The organism is uncultured Tenacibaculum sp. (assembly GCF_947499065.1).
Lineage (GTDB): Bacteria > Bacteroidota > Bacteroidia > Flavobacteriales > Flavobacteriaceae > Polaribacter.
Window position 1 is genome coordinate 502,966 of record NZ_CANMMT010000001.1, and the last position, 15,558, is coordinate 518,523.

Sequence of the window (15,558 nt, forward strand, 5' to 3'; positions counted from 1 at the left end):
AATTACGCTACCATATCTTTTACATGATGTTTTCTAAACTCAGTAGGTGTGGTATTCGTTAATTTTTTAAATGCATGATAAAAAGTAGCTTTACTGTTAAAACCAACATCAATTGCAATAGCAAAAATGGTGTCTGGTTTTTTAACTAGCAATCTCTTTTTTGCCTCATCAATTCTGAAACCGTTAATATAATCGGAGAAACTAATATTTTTATTCTCATTAATTGCTTGAGAAATATGTGGTACAGAGGTTTCTAGCCTCTCTGATAGTGTATTTATCTTTAATTCAGGTGACAAGAACATTTTTTCTTCGGTAACTAACATATCAACCTTTTGAAACAGCTCTTCAGAATTACTTAATGAAGAATTCCTGTATTTTTCCTTAACGTTTTTAGGTAAGTCATTATAATCACCAGTAAAAGCAAATACTGGAAAATACATCAGAGAATACACAAACACAAAGAAATAGACAGTATAAACAATAGGCTCTATCATAAAAATAATATCCAAGCTACCTATATCAAATAATACCAATATAGCTTGAATCATTAAAAACAAGATTACCGCAAAGTTGATAAAAAACAACAGATTAATCCATTTAAAATAAACCTCTCGTTTGGTATTTAATGATACAATAAGTGGAGTTGTTTTAAACAAAACAAATGCTCGGTAGATAAAAAATATGTTTAATAAACAAGAAGCTATATAATCGTAAATAGCATAGATTATAATAGGTGTATAAGGCTTCTTTAATAACAAATCCATCGCTTCTCGATTACCAACCACTTTTACTATATAAAGAAAAAACCAAGTTTTAAAAATACCATAAACAAGTACTAATAATACAATAGGTTTAAATCTTATTTTTCTATCAATAACCGACGCACAGAAATAATAAAATGAGATTCCAACAAAAGTAAAAGAGATGAAAGAAATAAAACTTATATATAATGGAGCCTCATAATGATTTGTATCAATATAGTTTCCAATAGAAATCATAGTATAAAGAAATACAACTAAGGCTAAACTATATTTTGCTACATTATTTTTCCCAAAACTATTTTTAGTTTGCACTATAAAGAAAGTTAAAAAACACCCTAAAAGGGCACTTATAATGGGAAAGGCTTTTATTATACTCATAGACTCATTAAATTCATTTACAAAAATACACTTCTAAATATAATTTTATCTATTATTATAAAATTACACACCAAAAACACATTAACCATTAACTACCAGGTACTTACATAAAACTCAATTTTATCTAATATTATAAAGTTAAACTTCAAACTCGTTACAAAGTCCTAGTTTTGCCCCTAAGTTTTTTATTATTATATTTATAATTGAACACTTACAATATTTCTCCCCTCTTATCTCCCTGTTGAATAAAAATCAATTAAAAAAAACTAAAAATGAGAAAATTTTTTCTTTTTCTATTATTTTTAAGTGTAACATTTTCCTACGCTCAAAAAAAGAAAAACTACAACATTGGTATCTTATTGGATAATGCAACCACTGAGTTAGAACCTCTGCTACAAAAATTAAAAACCCAAATTAAAACAGTAGTAGGGGAAGATGCTACAATTACATTCCCAACAAATTGCTTACTAGTTAACGATTACAATTTAGAAAAAGCTAAACAAAACTACAACACGCTACTAAACAACACTACTGATATTATTTTAGCATTTGGTGTTGTAAATAGTAAAATAATTGAAGCACAAACTGCATACAAAAAACCAACTATTTTATTTGGTGCTATTAATAAAGATTTTAATTCAATAGATGTTACAAAGGTTACTTCTGGAGTTAAGAATTTTACCTATTTAATAAACTCGCAATCCTATTTAGACGATTTAAAAAAGTTAAAACAACTTACTGATTTTAAAAAGGTAGGTATTGTTGTAGAAGCTCCTTTTGCTAATCTTCTTCCTTTAAAAGAAACTTTTGATAGAGAACTAAAAGAAGTTGGAGCTACTTACAAACTAATTCCTTTTAAAACGGTAAATGATATTACTTCTAACCTTGATGATGTAGATGCTGTATATATCGCTGGTGGATTTTTCTTAACTGAAAACGAAACAAAACAAATAGCAAATGCATTAATTGATAAAAAACTACCATCATTTACCATAAACAGCATAAACGATGTTGAAAATGGTATTATGGCAACAAATCAATCAGAAGATAATTCTGATCAATTCTTCAGGCGTGTATCATTAACAATAGAAAGTTATATAAATGGTACACCTTTAGCTGACATGCCTGTTTATATAGAGTTTAGTCCAAGGTTAACGATTAATTTCAATACTGTAAGTGCTATTGGTATTCCTATAAAATACAGTTTATTAAACGATACTGATTTTGTTGGAGAGTTTAACGACATTAATGCTGAAAGAAACTACAACTTACTTTCTGTAATGAAACAAGTTTTAGGTGATAACTTAACATTACAAGCAACTAAAAAGAATATTGATTTAAGCGAACAAAAAGTAAAAACCGCTAAAAGCAATTATTTACCAAATGTAACGGCTACAGCAACTGGAACTTATATTGACCCTAAAATCGCTTCAAACGGAAACCCTGAGTTTTCAACTGGGGGAAATGTTACATTACAACAAACTATTTTTTCTCCAGCTGCTAGTGCAAACATCACTATACAAAAGAATCTTAAAAAAGCAGAAGAAGAAAATTATAATGCCGAACAGTTAAATACAATTTTCAATGCTTCGAATGCATATTTCAATGCTTTGATACTAAAAACAAATGTGCAAATTAGAATGCGTAATTTGGATTTAACAAAGAAAAACTTACAAATAGCTAAAGAAAATTTTGAGGCTGGACAATCAGATAAATCAGATGTATTACGTTTCCGTAGTGAGTTAGCACAAAACACACAAGCTATGATACAAGCTATAAATCAATTAGAGCAAGGATTTATAGGTTTAAATCAGTTACTAAACAATCCTTTAGAAATGCGAATTGAAATAGATGACGCTGAATTAGATAAAGGATTATACAAAGATTATAAATACACACAACTTACAGAATTGTTAGATAACTCTACAACTCGTGAACCGTTTATTTCTTTCTTAGTAGAAGAAGCTAAGAAAAATGCTCCAGAGTTAAAATCGTTAGACTATAACTTAAAAGCAACAGAACGCAACATCAAATTAAGCGGAAGTAATCGATTTTTACCAACTGTAGCTTTGCAAGGGCAATACAACCGTACATTTAACAGAAGTGGTGTTGGAAGTACACTTCCTGGTGGTGCTTCATTTATTAATGGAAATTACAATGCAGGAGTTAATTTGACCATTCCTATTTTTAATCAAAACCAAAACAACATTAACAAACAAACAGCAATAATTCAAAAAGATCAAATAGAGGTCAATCGTCAAAACAGTGAATTAAATATTGCTGCCAATGTAAGAAATGGAGTGTTGAATTTAGTGAATCAAATTTCGAATATTGAATTATCTAAAGTATCAGAAGAAACTGCAAAAGAGTCTTTAGAATTAATACAATCTTCATATCAAGAAGGAGCGGTAACATTTGTACAACTAATAGATGCGCAAAACAATTATTTAAACGCACAATTAGCAAAAGCAAATGCTGTATATAATTTCTTAATTAATGCAGTACAGTTAGAGCGTAACATTGGTTACTATTTCCTATTACACACTAAAGCCGAAAACGAAGATTTTACACAACGTTTTCAAAATTACTTATTAAACAAACAATAACAACTCAACCATAAAAACATCATCAAAATGAAATATAATATCAAATTTTTAACGTTCATCTTTTCAGTGGTACTGTTTATATCTTGTGGTGAAGAAAAAAAGGAAACTGTACAATTATTACGTCCAGTAAAGTATCAAACAGTTGGCTTTTTTGGTGGCGATAAAGTTCGTTCATTTAGTGGAACTTCGCGTACCGATAAAATTATAAAATTAAGTTTTAGAAGTTCTGGAATAATAACAAAGTTTAATATTAAGATAGGACAAAAAGTACGTAAAGGACAACAATTAGCTACTTTAGACAATGTACAAGCTCGTTTAAACTACCAAAGTGCTTTATCTTCATTAAACAGCTCAGAATCTGCAATGAATACTGCAAAGTTAAGTTTAGAAAGAACTCGTAAACTTTTTGAAAAAGGGTCTACTGCATTGAGTAATTATGAGTCCGCAAAAAACTCATACAACTCTGCTAAAAACTCTTATGATTCAGCAAAACAAAGTGTAGCCTTGCAGCAAGAGCAAATCCGTTTTGGGTATTTAGTTGTTCCTGAAAACGGAATTATTTCTTCAGTAGAAGCTGAAATTGATGAAAATGTAAGCCCTGGACAAACAATTGCTACATTAAATGCTGGTACCGATATGGAAATATTTCTAGGCTTACCAGAAAGCGTTATTAATGATGTGACTCAAAATATGCTTGTAGATGTTACATTCTCTTCTTTACAAGGCAAAGTTTTTAAAGGAAAAGTTACAGAAATATCACCAGCTTTAGATTCTAATACCGCTACCTATCCAATCCGTGTGGCATTAATAAACCCTTCTGATGAAGTAAAAAGTGGAATGACTGCAAACGTTATTTTTCATTTTGCAAGTGCTAAAAAAACTACAGCTAAAGAATTAGTAGTTCCTGCAAATGCAGTAGGAGAAGATAGTAGTGGAAAATTTGTGTTCTTAATTACTGAGGATGGTAAAAACGCTAAAGTGAATAAACAATTGGTTACTATAGGTGATTTAACTCCTGATGGTTTTATTATCAAATCTGGATTATCGGAAGGTCAAAAAATAGCTACTGCTGGTTTACAAACCTTACTTAACGGACAAGAAGTAAAACTTCAATAAGAAAATTCATATAAAATTAACCTTCCATTATAGGGAAAAGAAAAACTAATTAAACAATGAATTTAGCACAATTTTCTATAGATAAAAACCGAATTACTTTTATGGTATTAGCTACCATAATTTTAATGGGATTGGTAATGTATTCTGGGTTATCACGAGATAGTATGCCTCCATATACTGTAAGAGTAGCTACTGTGGTATCTACTTTTCCAGGAGCAAGTCCAGAACGTGTTGAGCAATTGGTAAGTGATAAAATTGAAAAAATCGCTCAAGAATTACCAGAACTTAAAGAGGTTACCAGTACTTCTAGAACAGGATTATCAGTAGTTTCTGTAACCTTAAAAGATGAAGTTAGTAAAACAAAAATGCAAGCAGTTTGGGATCGTTTACGAAGAAAACTAACAGCTATGCAAGGACTTCCTCAAGGAGTAACTCCAAATTTAAACGACGATGGTATTGGTGATGTATATGGTATTGTTGTTGGTTTAACTTCAGACGGATATAGTTATGCTGAAATGAAAGACTATGCTGATGATATTAAAGATGATTTAATAAAATTACCAGATGCAGCGAAAGTAACTTTAGGAGGTATACAAGAAGAACGTGTTTTTATCGAGTTTGATAATGCTCGATTAAAAAGCTACGGCTTATCATCATCAAAATTACAGCAGATAATTTCTACAACAAATATCTTAAGCTCTGGTGGACAAATAAATGTGGGAGATGAACGTATCATTTTAGAGCCTACAGGAAACTTTAACTCTGTTGAAGACATCAGAGAAATGTTAATTCCTGTTGGAACTAGCGGATCACAGTTAGTAAAATTAGGTGATATCACTACCATAAAGAAAGATTACATTGACCCACCAACACAAATTGTAAAAGTAGACGGGAAAAGTGCCGTTTCTCTTCACGTAAACCTCAAAAAAGGAGCGAATGTTATAAAATTAGGTAATGCCGTAAATACTATTGTAGCACAATGGAAGGCTAAACTACCTGTTGGATTAGAATTAACTCGAGTATCATCTTTGGACAATTATATTGATGATAAAATCAACAATTTTATCTCAAACTTATTACAATCAATAGGAATTGTATTAGTTGTAATGCTTGTCTTTCTTGGAATAAGAACAGGATTTGTAATTGCAAGTTTAATTCCTATAGTAACCATAATGACACTTATGATAATGGGAGTTATGGGAATGGGGCTTAATCAGGTTACATTAGCCGCATTAATTATGGCATTAGGAATGCTAGTAGATAATGCCATCGTGGTTGCCGAAACCATTATGGTAAAAATGGAACAAGGAGTTGATAAAAAGAAAGCTGCCGTAGATGCCTTTTCTGAACTATGGATGCCTTTATTAATTTCAACATTAACAACTTCAGCAGCCTTTTTAGCCTTCTATATGTCTCCAACAACCATGGGAGATATCGTAGGACCAATATTTGTGGTAATTACTATAGCCTTAATGTCATCATGGATTATTGCTTTAACCGTTATAACTATGTTTTGTTTCCTTTTCTTAAAGGTTGAACCAAAAGGAGAGAAAAAACCTAGTTTTATAGATCGAATTATAAACAAACTAAAATTCTATTATAAAGATTTAATTTTAATCGCTTTAAGTAACAAATGGAAAGTAATTATTGGAATATTTGTTGCCTTTTTTATCTCTCTTTATGGTTTTACTAAAGTAGATTTTGTTTTCTTCCCAGATAGTGATCGTAATATGATTACTGTCGATGTAAATCTGCCATTAGGAACTAAAATAGAGCGCACAAAAGAAGTAGTAGAGAAAATTGAACAATATATGCTCGATTCTTTAAAAACTTCAAAAGATAGAACTTTAGGAATTACTGATTGGTCGTCATATATTGGACAAGGGCCAGAATCGTATGATTTAGGATATTCACAAGACGAAGCAAATTCAAGTTATGCTCATATCTTAGTAAACACAAGTTCTTTCAACGAAAACAAATTAATGATTAAAAAATTAGATCGTTATACGTTTGAAAACTTCCCAAATGCTGATATCAAAGTAGGTGCTTTAGGTGCTGGTGGAGGAGGAACTCCGATTGAAATTAAAGTATCGGGACCTAATCCTGATGAGCTAGCTAAAATTTCAGAAACTATTAAAACAAAATTATCTAATACATCAGGAACAAAAAATGTAAAAGATGATTGGGGTCCAAAAAGTAAAAAGTTCTTAATAAAAATAGATCAAAATAGAGCGCAAACAGCTGGAGTTTCAAGTCAGGATATTGCTACTTCTTTACAAACAGTTTTAGACGGATTTAATACTGGTGAATATAGAGAAGATAATAAGTCAATTCCTATTTTAATGCGAAGTGGAGATAGCCAACAACAAACATTAGCTTCTTTAGAAACTTTAAATATTTTTGCTCAAAATTCTGGTAAAACTGTACCATTATTACAAGTAGCTAACATTATTCCACAATGGCAATATTCAAAAGTAAAACGTTTAGATTTAAGAAAAACTATTAATATTTCTTCTAAACTTAGAGCAGATGGTAACGCTACTACTGTAATGGCAGAAGTAACACCATGGTTAGATGAACAAGTTAAAAATTGGCCTCAAGGATATACTTACGAATTAGGTGGAGATGCAAAACAATCTGCAGAAAGTATGGGTTCAGTTATTTCTTACTTACCTCTTTCAGGGTTTATCATTGTTCTTTTATTAATTATTCAGTTCAATTCTTTTAGAAAAATGACAATGGTTGTTTTAACCATTCCTTTAGGGGTAATTGGAGTTGTTGTTGGATTATTAACTTTCCAAGAACCATTTGGTTTTATGCCTTTCTTAGGGGTAATATCTTTAGCGGGAATAGTAATTAATAATGCTATTGTACTTATAGACAGAATGGAAGTAGAGCAAGGCTTGGGTAAAAACGATCAAGATGCTGTTATTGCAGCTTGTTTACAACGATTTAGACCAATTTTATTAGCTACATTTACCACTGTACTAGGTTTAATACCATTATACCTTTCAGGAGGAGAAATGTGGGAAGGTATGGCTGTAAGTATTATGATTGGATTATTATTCGGAACCGTTATTACCTTATTATTTATTCCATCGTTATATAGTGCTTTATTCAAAGTAAATTACAAAAACTACGAGTTTAACGAAGCTTTATTAGAAGATTAAGAATAACATGAAAGATTTATATAAAACATTATACGAACATCGCTTTGAGACTTTCTTTTTTAGTCTGCTAGCTATTTTATTTGGTTCATTATTGTTTCCTGTTCAATTTTTTCAAGAAAAACTAATGCCTATTCTTTTTCTTATAAATATTGCAGCTGGTATTATATTAATCTCTAAAAAGAAAAAGCTTTTTTGGTTTTTTATTTCCCTTTTTACTCTGCTTCTTTTCGTTTTAGGATTAAGTATGATTCAGAATACAACAACAGATTCTTACATGTATGTTCGTTTAGGTTTCTACTTTTTGTTTTATACAACAGTAACCATAGCGATTATAAAACAGGTTTGGAATGCGAAAAAAGTAAACAAAAACGTAATTATAGGATTAATGAGCGGCTATATTTCCTTAGGATTAATAGCTTTTCTTATGTTTCTTACAGTAGAAATTAGCAATCCAGGATCGTTTGGAGGAATTTTGTTAGATGTAGTTTCTATAGATCAAAAAATAGATTCACTGTTATACTACGCATATATAACCCTCTTAACAATAGGATATGGAGAAATTATTCCATTAACACCTATTGCTCAAAAAGCATCAATATTAACAGGCTTAATGGGTCAATTCTATATAGTGATCATTACTGCTGTCGTAGTTGAAAAATACATTAGACATTCAGTAAAAAATTAAGTCTCCCCTTGTGCATATTTATGCAATTTAAAAAAGCCTCAACATAATACGTTGAGGCTTTTGTATTCTAGGTTGAGAAGTAAGTTAAAAAACCTAATTCTAAAATCTTTAAATTAATTAGTAAAAATGGTGCTAAAACTAGTATTAATAATAGCGATTACTTATTTAAAAATTAAGGATAATTTATAAACTTATAATGATGACTTATCTTATTAATAAAAGGCAAGTCATCATTATTTATATCTTCAAAAATAAAAATCTAATTTCTAGATATACTATCTGCCATAATTAAAGCATTATATGCATTTAATACTTTACCTGATTTAGATAACTTGCTAAAAATTGTAGTCTTGTTTTTATCTTTTTTTATCGGTGTAGAAACTTCAAAAGTATATTTTAAGCCTGAATCCATTAAAATATCTTTTACTTGACCAACAGATAAATTTGGATAATATGAATAAATTAGTGCTGCAACTTTACTGGTAATTGCTGAAGCTAAAGATGTTCCACTATCAAATTTATATTTGTTTTTTGGTAAAGTTGTATATATATATTCACCAGGGGCAAAAATATCCACATCTTCATTACTATAATTTGAGAAATATGATTTAAATGATTTATCTAATTTACTTGAAATAGAACCAACCAATAAAAAATTATTAACTATTTCTTTTCCATTATTAAGGTTATCATTAGGATAATAATTATTACTTATAGTTAAATCCACATTAGAGTTTCCAGCAGAAGAAACAATTAAAACATTATTCTCTTCAGCGTACTTAAAAGCATCAAAAACCCATTCTTTATGCAAAGAAAACATTTTCCCAAAGCTCATATTAATTACTTTCGCTCCATTATCAACGGCATATCTAATAGCCAAAGCAATATCTTTATCATGTTCTTCTCCATTAGAAGAAATCGCTAAAGGCATAATTTCAATATTATTATAAGTTTCATTATTTAACTTTGATGAAACTAGACCAGCAATTAAAGTACCATGATAAAATTCTGAAATATTTTTATTTACATAAGGATTTCCATACTTAATGAACCCTAAATTATCTGGTTGTTTATCGATATTTTCTTTATCAAAGAAGTTTAAATTAAGTGTCTTAGTTAATTTATTATCTATGTTTTTTTTATAATTATCAATCCATTCTTTAGATATATCATATTTTATACAATCAGATAAAAAATACGCATTTTTTGCTAGTTCTTTATTCTTTTTTTTGTTGCTACTATATATACTATCTAATTCTTTTTTTGTGTAATTTTCTTTAGGGAATAATTTCTTTAATGCTTTTTTAGCTTTTGGATAACCTTCATATAAAAACATAGCATATTCTTGATCATCTTTTGCTGCTTTTAAACTCTTTTTATAATATTCTTTTGCCTTTTGATATGTCTCAAACTCGTTCGTTTTTTTTAATAAAATTGAATCACTAAATTTTATTTTATTTTCATATTCTTGAATAACTCTTACACATTCTAAATTAGAATATAGAATATTTTCATTCTTTAAATTACCAATAAAATTCCACCCATTAACATCATCAATATACCCATTTCCATCGTCATCAATATTATTGTTGGGTACCTCATTATTATTAATCCAAATATTTTTTTCTAAATCATTATGCTTTATATCTATTTCAGTATCAATTATTGCTACTAATACCTTTTTTCCATTTTGATTTTGTAATAAATCATTATAAGCTCTTTCAAGACTAATACCTGGTATTGTGTCTAGATTAAGGTCTTTAACATACCAGTTTTCTAATTCTTCATTATTTAAAGGTATGTGTTTTTGAAGTAATTTTTTAGCAGTAACTGTAATTGGTTTAAACTTTTGTTTCGAACAATTAAAGAACAGAAACAAAATAGAAACTAATAGAATATTTATTTTTTTCATAATAATCAAAAATAAAAAGACAATTTAAATAAATTGCCTTTTATCTTGTTTTATAATTAAAATCTAGTTCAGTTGGTCTTGTTGGCGAATCTCCTCCAATAGTTTTTATAATGGTTTCACCTTGTCCTCCTCCATCTGTTCCTTTATTAAACCCTCCATTAATAGAAGAAAGGCTTTTTTTGTTTAATTTAGTAATCGTAAATTTTTCAAGTTTTAATTTTTTGCTTTTCATTATACTTTACTTTTTTGAATTTAAAATGAGTAGCAAACTTACTTCTTTTAGATATGTATAAACAACCTTTATAAGTCTGTATTTATAAATATAGACTAGTATACACCCTTCTTTTTCAATTGATTAATAAAATAAGATGGTTTAACGCCTTTTAACTTATAAAAAGCTTTAGAAAAAGATTCTGAATTACTAAAACCTACTTCGTTAGCAATGGCTTTAATAGTATACTTTAGATATAAACTTTCTTTCTTTTTTAATTCTTGAATTACATAATCAATTCGTAATCTATTTAAGTAATTTGAAAAAGATTCTCCTTTGCAATGATTTATAGTTTTTGAGAGATATGAAGTGTTAGTTTCTAATTTCTCTGCTAGAGAATTTAAAGTTATTTTCTTAACCAAAAAGCCATTTTCTTTTTCAAAATTATCCAGGCCTATTAATATATGTTCTAAAATATCTTTTGGTATTTTCAATTCTTCTTTCTTCGGTAATTGAACCTCAAAACTATCTTTTTTCTCTAACAGAATTTCTTTAAACTTTCTTTTATACTCGTTTTTTCTTTTAAAATGGTAAAAACTAAAAATAGAACTACTAATCAAAACTATTAGTAAAAAGATAATTAATTTTATACTTAAACCTGATCTTTCTTTTAATTTAGAAATTAACTCTTTTTGTTTATTTAATAATTTAGGAGTATCATAATTTTTTACAAAAAAATTATTTACTGAATTATAACTCTCGTTTAACTGCCTATCTATAATTAAAAGTTTTCTAATATAAAGTAGTTCGTTTTTTAAATCTCCTTCCTCTTTATAAAATTCAATAAGCAACTCATAACCAGACCTTAAATCTGGGTGAATATCTTTTGTAATTTGATATATACTATCAACCTTTTTGTATGATTCAATAGCATTATCTATTTTTCCTATAGCTTGAAATGATTTTCCTAAATAATAATTCGCATAAGAAACATTTGCTAAATCTTTATCTTTTATAATTATTGGTAAAGATTTTTTTAGACTGTCTATTGCTGTTTTATATTTTTTTTTATGAAATTCTATTAGTCCTTTTTCAAATCTAAAATAATTAACAAGACTTACATTTTTATTTTTTAAACTTTTATCATATCCCAATTTGCAATAATAACTAGCAGAATCAATTTTCTTATTCCTTAAATAAGAATCTGTTAAAGCAAAGACAATTGACAAATAATTAGCCGTACTATTCTTTTCATATCCTTTTTTTGAATAATAATTATAAACTTCTTTTAATAATAATAATGATTCCTCATCCTTACCATATCTCGATTTTAACAATGCTAACCGATGTTTTATATCATATAAATATGCGTTTTTAGGATGTTTTTCTGCTTCTAAATAATTTTCAAGAGATTTATAAAAAAATCTTTTTTGATAATAATAATCTCCTTTATTAAAATAGCCTATTACAGGATAAAACTCCGAATGAGAATTTTTCGTCAAAAAAATAATACTATCATTATATGATAAATATAATTTATCATTTTTCTTAAAAACATTTGTCAAGAAATAAAAACCATTAGCTATTTTTATGGTGTCCTCTTTTAACTTCGCTTTTTGTAAATATTTTTCTGCAACCTTTTTAGTTATTAAAGAATCTTTTTCATTATCATAATATAATTTAGCTAACTCCTTAAAACTTTTAAAATCTAGAGAATCTTTTTGCTGAGCATTACTATTAAATATTTGAAAAATTGTAAAGAAAAAACAAAAAGCAAATATTTTATTGAATAACTTCATTTCTTAAAATTTTCGATTTAAAATTAATGAAATAAAAATCATAAAAAACCATCTCATACATTCGTTGTTCACTATTAAAAACTCTGTTAAACGTCATATGTATAAAACTACTTAATAAACTTTCTAAAGATACTTCTAGTTCATTCATACTCTTTAATTTTAGAAACCAATTTACTATCTCTTTTTGGCTCTTAATTTCTTGTTTTTTTTCAATTTTTGAAGATTGAAATTTTAAATTTCGGTACAGCTTACTTAAAAACTTATTGGTATTTTTATCTGCATTAAACTCTCTCCTAAATTTTTCTTTATTGAATGATAAAAAATGTAACAATTCTTTTTCAGAAAACTCAAATAAGTTTATAATTAACTTGATATACTCTACAGTTTTAATAAATTTAACTTCATCGTTTTTTTCTTCTTTTATTATATTTAGAACCATTGTACTATCATTAAAAAAATAACTTTCAGCTTTTTCAATAGAGTTTAACCCATATCTTTCAATCTCTCTTTTATAACTATCTATCTGAATATTCCAAATTTGTTTAGATTCTATAAAAAAATGAAGCTTTTTTTGAATTTCAGTAATTATTAATCCTAAATCTCGAGTGTCTTTAAGTAAAAAACGAACTCTTAAGTGGTTTTCGGGATCAGAATATCTTATGAAAAACCATTTTGTTATAATATTCTTTTTAAAAAAAGAATTAACTAATGGTTTTATACAATTATTTAACACTGTATCAGTAGTTTCAACTCCACAATAAATTTTATAATAAAGCCATTCTTCTCCAGGTATAAAATTATGCTTCATATTTCGATTGCTTAACCTTGTTATAAAATAAAACAACAAACTCATTACAATATGATTTATCTCCTTTTTTTACAACTCCACTATCGGTAAATAAAAACTCTTCTACAGAAAAAAACTTGGCTTTTTTAACTGTTTCATACAGCATTATTATTGATGTTTTATTTTTTAAATAAATTAATAATTTATTATCACCATATATTAATTGAACATAATCAGGTAATCTTAAGTCTTTTTTCCATTTCTCTATCAAAAACATCATATCCTTTTCTTTTACCATATTCTTCAAAACTTCTGTTTTAATATTCCAACGAGCTTTTGAAAAAATAACATTTTGAAACTCAACTCTAGGTAAAAAAATGGACTTTGAAAAAATTGGGTTCCAACAGAATCCTATTCTATTTCTCTTTCCTTGAGTTTGTAAATCACATAAAAACTGATAAATAGGTAATGAACTATGCTCAAAATTATGAGCATTGCTTAATCTTGGTATAATTTCTTTTTTAAGTTTCTTTGAGTATAAAACAATTTCATCATTTCTTACCCTAATAAATATATCATCAATAGGTATTTGCTTTTCTTTATCTACGTTCGACTTTCCTAAATAGGGAATTTCATAATCATAAATTTCAGGCCTATGCAATACATTTCCAGTTCTTGCTTCTGGTAAATGGATAATTTCTGCTATTATTTTATCTTTATTAATTTGTTGTTCAACTTTCCCTATTTCTTTTAAAAATTTAGAAAAATCATTATTTTTATTTCCAAATCTTCCAAGTAAATTAGTAGCACTAGCCCCACCAATACTCTTTATAAAAAACGTATCATTACCATAAACTTCTATAATAGAAGAAAAAGTATCTGGAATATCATCCCATTTTATAGGTAAACCTTCAAAATCTTTTTTTGATAATTTAATTATTTTGTCATTATTTAAAAGAGCTGAGTTCAATTTTTCTTGTAAAATTCCATCTATATCTGACCAAATAATTTCTTCATAACGATTATAGTTTTTTCCTAAAGTAATACCATCTAATAATGATGTGTTACTAGTTTTTTTATTCCCATAACCTATTCCTACCTCGGTATCTAAAACAATATTTAAAGGAAGTAATTGACTTTCATACCTATTTAAAAACCTATTCTTAAAATTCTCTAATTTTGAGTTTGCAAAATCTATCGAAATTTTATTGTAAATTATTAGTGCTTCTGATAAATCTTTTTTACAGGAGTTGTTTAATCTGTTTTTACAACTACTTGAAAAGGAATCTACTTGAAATAAATATTTATGATTAAAGTTTGGTAATAAAAACTTCGCTTTATCTGTTATTTCATTGTATTTTTCAATAGAAGTACTAAATCTACAATCTAAAAATTCTAAAGAGTTCTTTATTTCTTGAAGTCGATAATTATACTTATCAGAAAGAGAATCTATTTTTTTAATTAACTTAGATAAATAATCACTTCCTGTAACTGTAATTTCTAATTCAGAAACTAAAATTTGATTTTCAATTAACTCATTTATAAACTCCTTTGCTTCAATAAATGTAACTTCCTCATCAATAATAAGTTCTACTAATTCACTAATTTTTTTTCCTCTCTTTGCTTCTTTTAAAATCAGCTCTATATATGTAGAATACTGAACTCCCTCTAATGAATATAATCTCTTTTCATTTTTAATTGTATACTCTACGTATCTATAATGGTCTCCAATTTTATAAATACTTGTATTCGGGTAAAACAAAATATTCTCTCTAATATTTTCTTCTTTTAAAAGCTGATGAAACAAACTATTTAAAAAAGTTGTATCAAATCGTGTAATTCTTTTATAATCATTTAAACTCCCTAGTTCAATTTCTGTCTTACTATCAAAACCACCTAGTTCACAAGAAGAAAATAATCCGAAAGGAGTACATCGAGTAGAAATTCTAGTATAATATTTTAAAATTGTTATTTGTAATCTTTTAATTTTTTGAGCATCATTTATATACCCCGCTTCCCATTTTTTAATCTGAACTAGTAATTCAGGAGAAGCTAAAAACAATGCTTCTCTAAAAATAGGGTCCATAAGAATTTGTTTAAAATCTTCTTCTAATATTTTATTTTTTTCTATTT

At 27.5% G+C, this 15,558-nt stretch carries 10 protein-coding genes; 4 read left to right on the forward strand and 6 right to left on the reverse strand.

Going from position 1 to position 15,558, the window contains the following annotated elements; all coding sequences use genetic code 11:
- Positions 1-2 precede the first annotated feature (2 nt).
- Positions 3-1,073, reverse strand: a complete 1,071-nt coding sequence (locus tag Q0958_RS02295; protein ID WP_299119089.1) for a helix-turn-helix domain-containing protein — start codon at positions 1,071-1,073, stop codon at positions 3-5.
- 338 nt (positions 1,074-1,411) lie between these two features.
- Between Q0958_RS02295 and Q0958_RS02300 the strand changes: the two genes are divergently transcribed.
- Genes Q0958_RS02300 through Q0958_RS02315 form a run of 4 tightly spaced genes read left to right on the forward strand, consistent with a single transcriptional unit; the run spans position 1,412 to position 8,716 of the window.
- Positions 1,412-3,745, forward strand: coding sequence for a TolC family protein (locus tag Q0958_RS02300; RefSeq protein WP_299119091.1), 2,334 nt, complete (start codon positions 1,412-1,414; stop codon positions 3,743-3,745).
- A gap of 27 nt (positions 3,746-3,772) precedes the next feature.
- Entirely contained in the window at positions 3,773-4,861 is a 1,089-nt protein-coding gene (locus Q0958_RS02305; RefSeq protein ID WP_299119093.1) for an efflux RND transporter periplasmic adaptor subunit, read from the forward strand.
- A 56-nt stretch (positions 4,862-4,917) separates the two neighbouring features.
- The gene (locus Q0958_RS02310; protein WP_299119095.1) at positions 4,918-8,031 is read left to right on the forward strand and encodes an efflux RND transporter permease subunit; all 3,114 of its coding nucleotides are present in this window, start codon (positions 4,918-4,920) and stop codon (positions 8,029-8,031) included.
- 7 nt (positions 8,032-8,038) lie between these two features.
- Positions 8,039-8,716, forward strand: a complete 678-nt coding sequence (locus tag Q0958_RS02315) for an ion channel (protein ID WP_299119096.1) — start codon at positions 8,039-8,041, stop codon at positions 8,714-8,716.
- A 259-nt stretch (positions 8,717-8,975) separates the two neighbouring features.
- On the opposite strand, the gene Q0958_RS02320 is transcribed toward Q0958_RS02315, so the two are convergent.
- The 5 genes from Q0958_RS02320 to Q0958_RS02340 all read right to left on the reverse strand — a co-directional run bounded on the left by Q0958_RS02320 (position 8,976) and on the right by Q0958_RS02340 (position 15,511).
- Complete coding sequence (locus Q0958_RS02320; protein ID WP_299119098.1) at positions 8,976-10,628, reverse strand: S8 family serine peptidase; 1,653 nt, start codon at positions 10,626-10,628, stop codon at positions 8,976-8,978.
- 40 nt (positions 10,629-10,668) lie between these two features.
- The gene (locus Q0958_RS02325) at positions 10,669-10,860 is read right to left on the reverse strand and encodes a class I lanthipeptide (protein ID WP_299119100.1); all 192 of its coding nucleotides are present in this window, start codon (positions 10,858-10,860) and stop codon (positions 10,669-10,671) included.
- 95 nt (positions 10,861-10,955) lie between these two features.
- A complete protein-coding gene (locus Q0958_RS02330; RefSeq protein WP_299119102.1) occupies positions 10,956-12,638 on the reverse strand; it encodes a helix-turn-helix domain-containing protein in 1,683 nt (560 codons plus the stop codon).
- On the reverse strand, positions 12,622-13,446 hold the full coding sequence (locus Q0958_RS02335; RefSeq protein ID WP_299119104.1) for a thiopeptide-type bacteriocin biosynthesis protein: 825 nt from the start codon (positions 13,444-13,446) through the stop codon (positions 12,622-12,624). Before Q0958_RS02335 ends, Q0958_RS02330 begins: the two co-directional genes overlap by 17 nt.
- Positions 13,436-15,511: a lantibiotic dehydratase family protein gene (locus tag Q0958_RS02340; RefSeq protein WP_299119106.1), complete on the reverse strand. Its 2,076-nt coding sequence runs from the start codon at positions 15,509-15,511 to the stop codon at positions 13,436-13,438. The genes Q0958_RS02335 and Q0958_RS02340 overlap by 11 nt, the downstream gene beginning before the upstream one ends.
- Positions 15,512-15,558 lie beyond the last annotated feature (47 nt).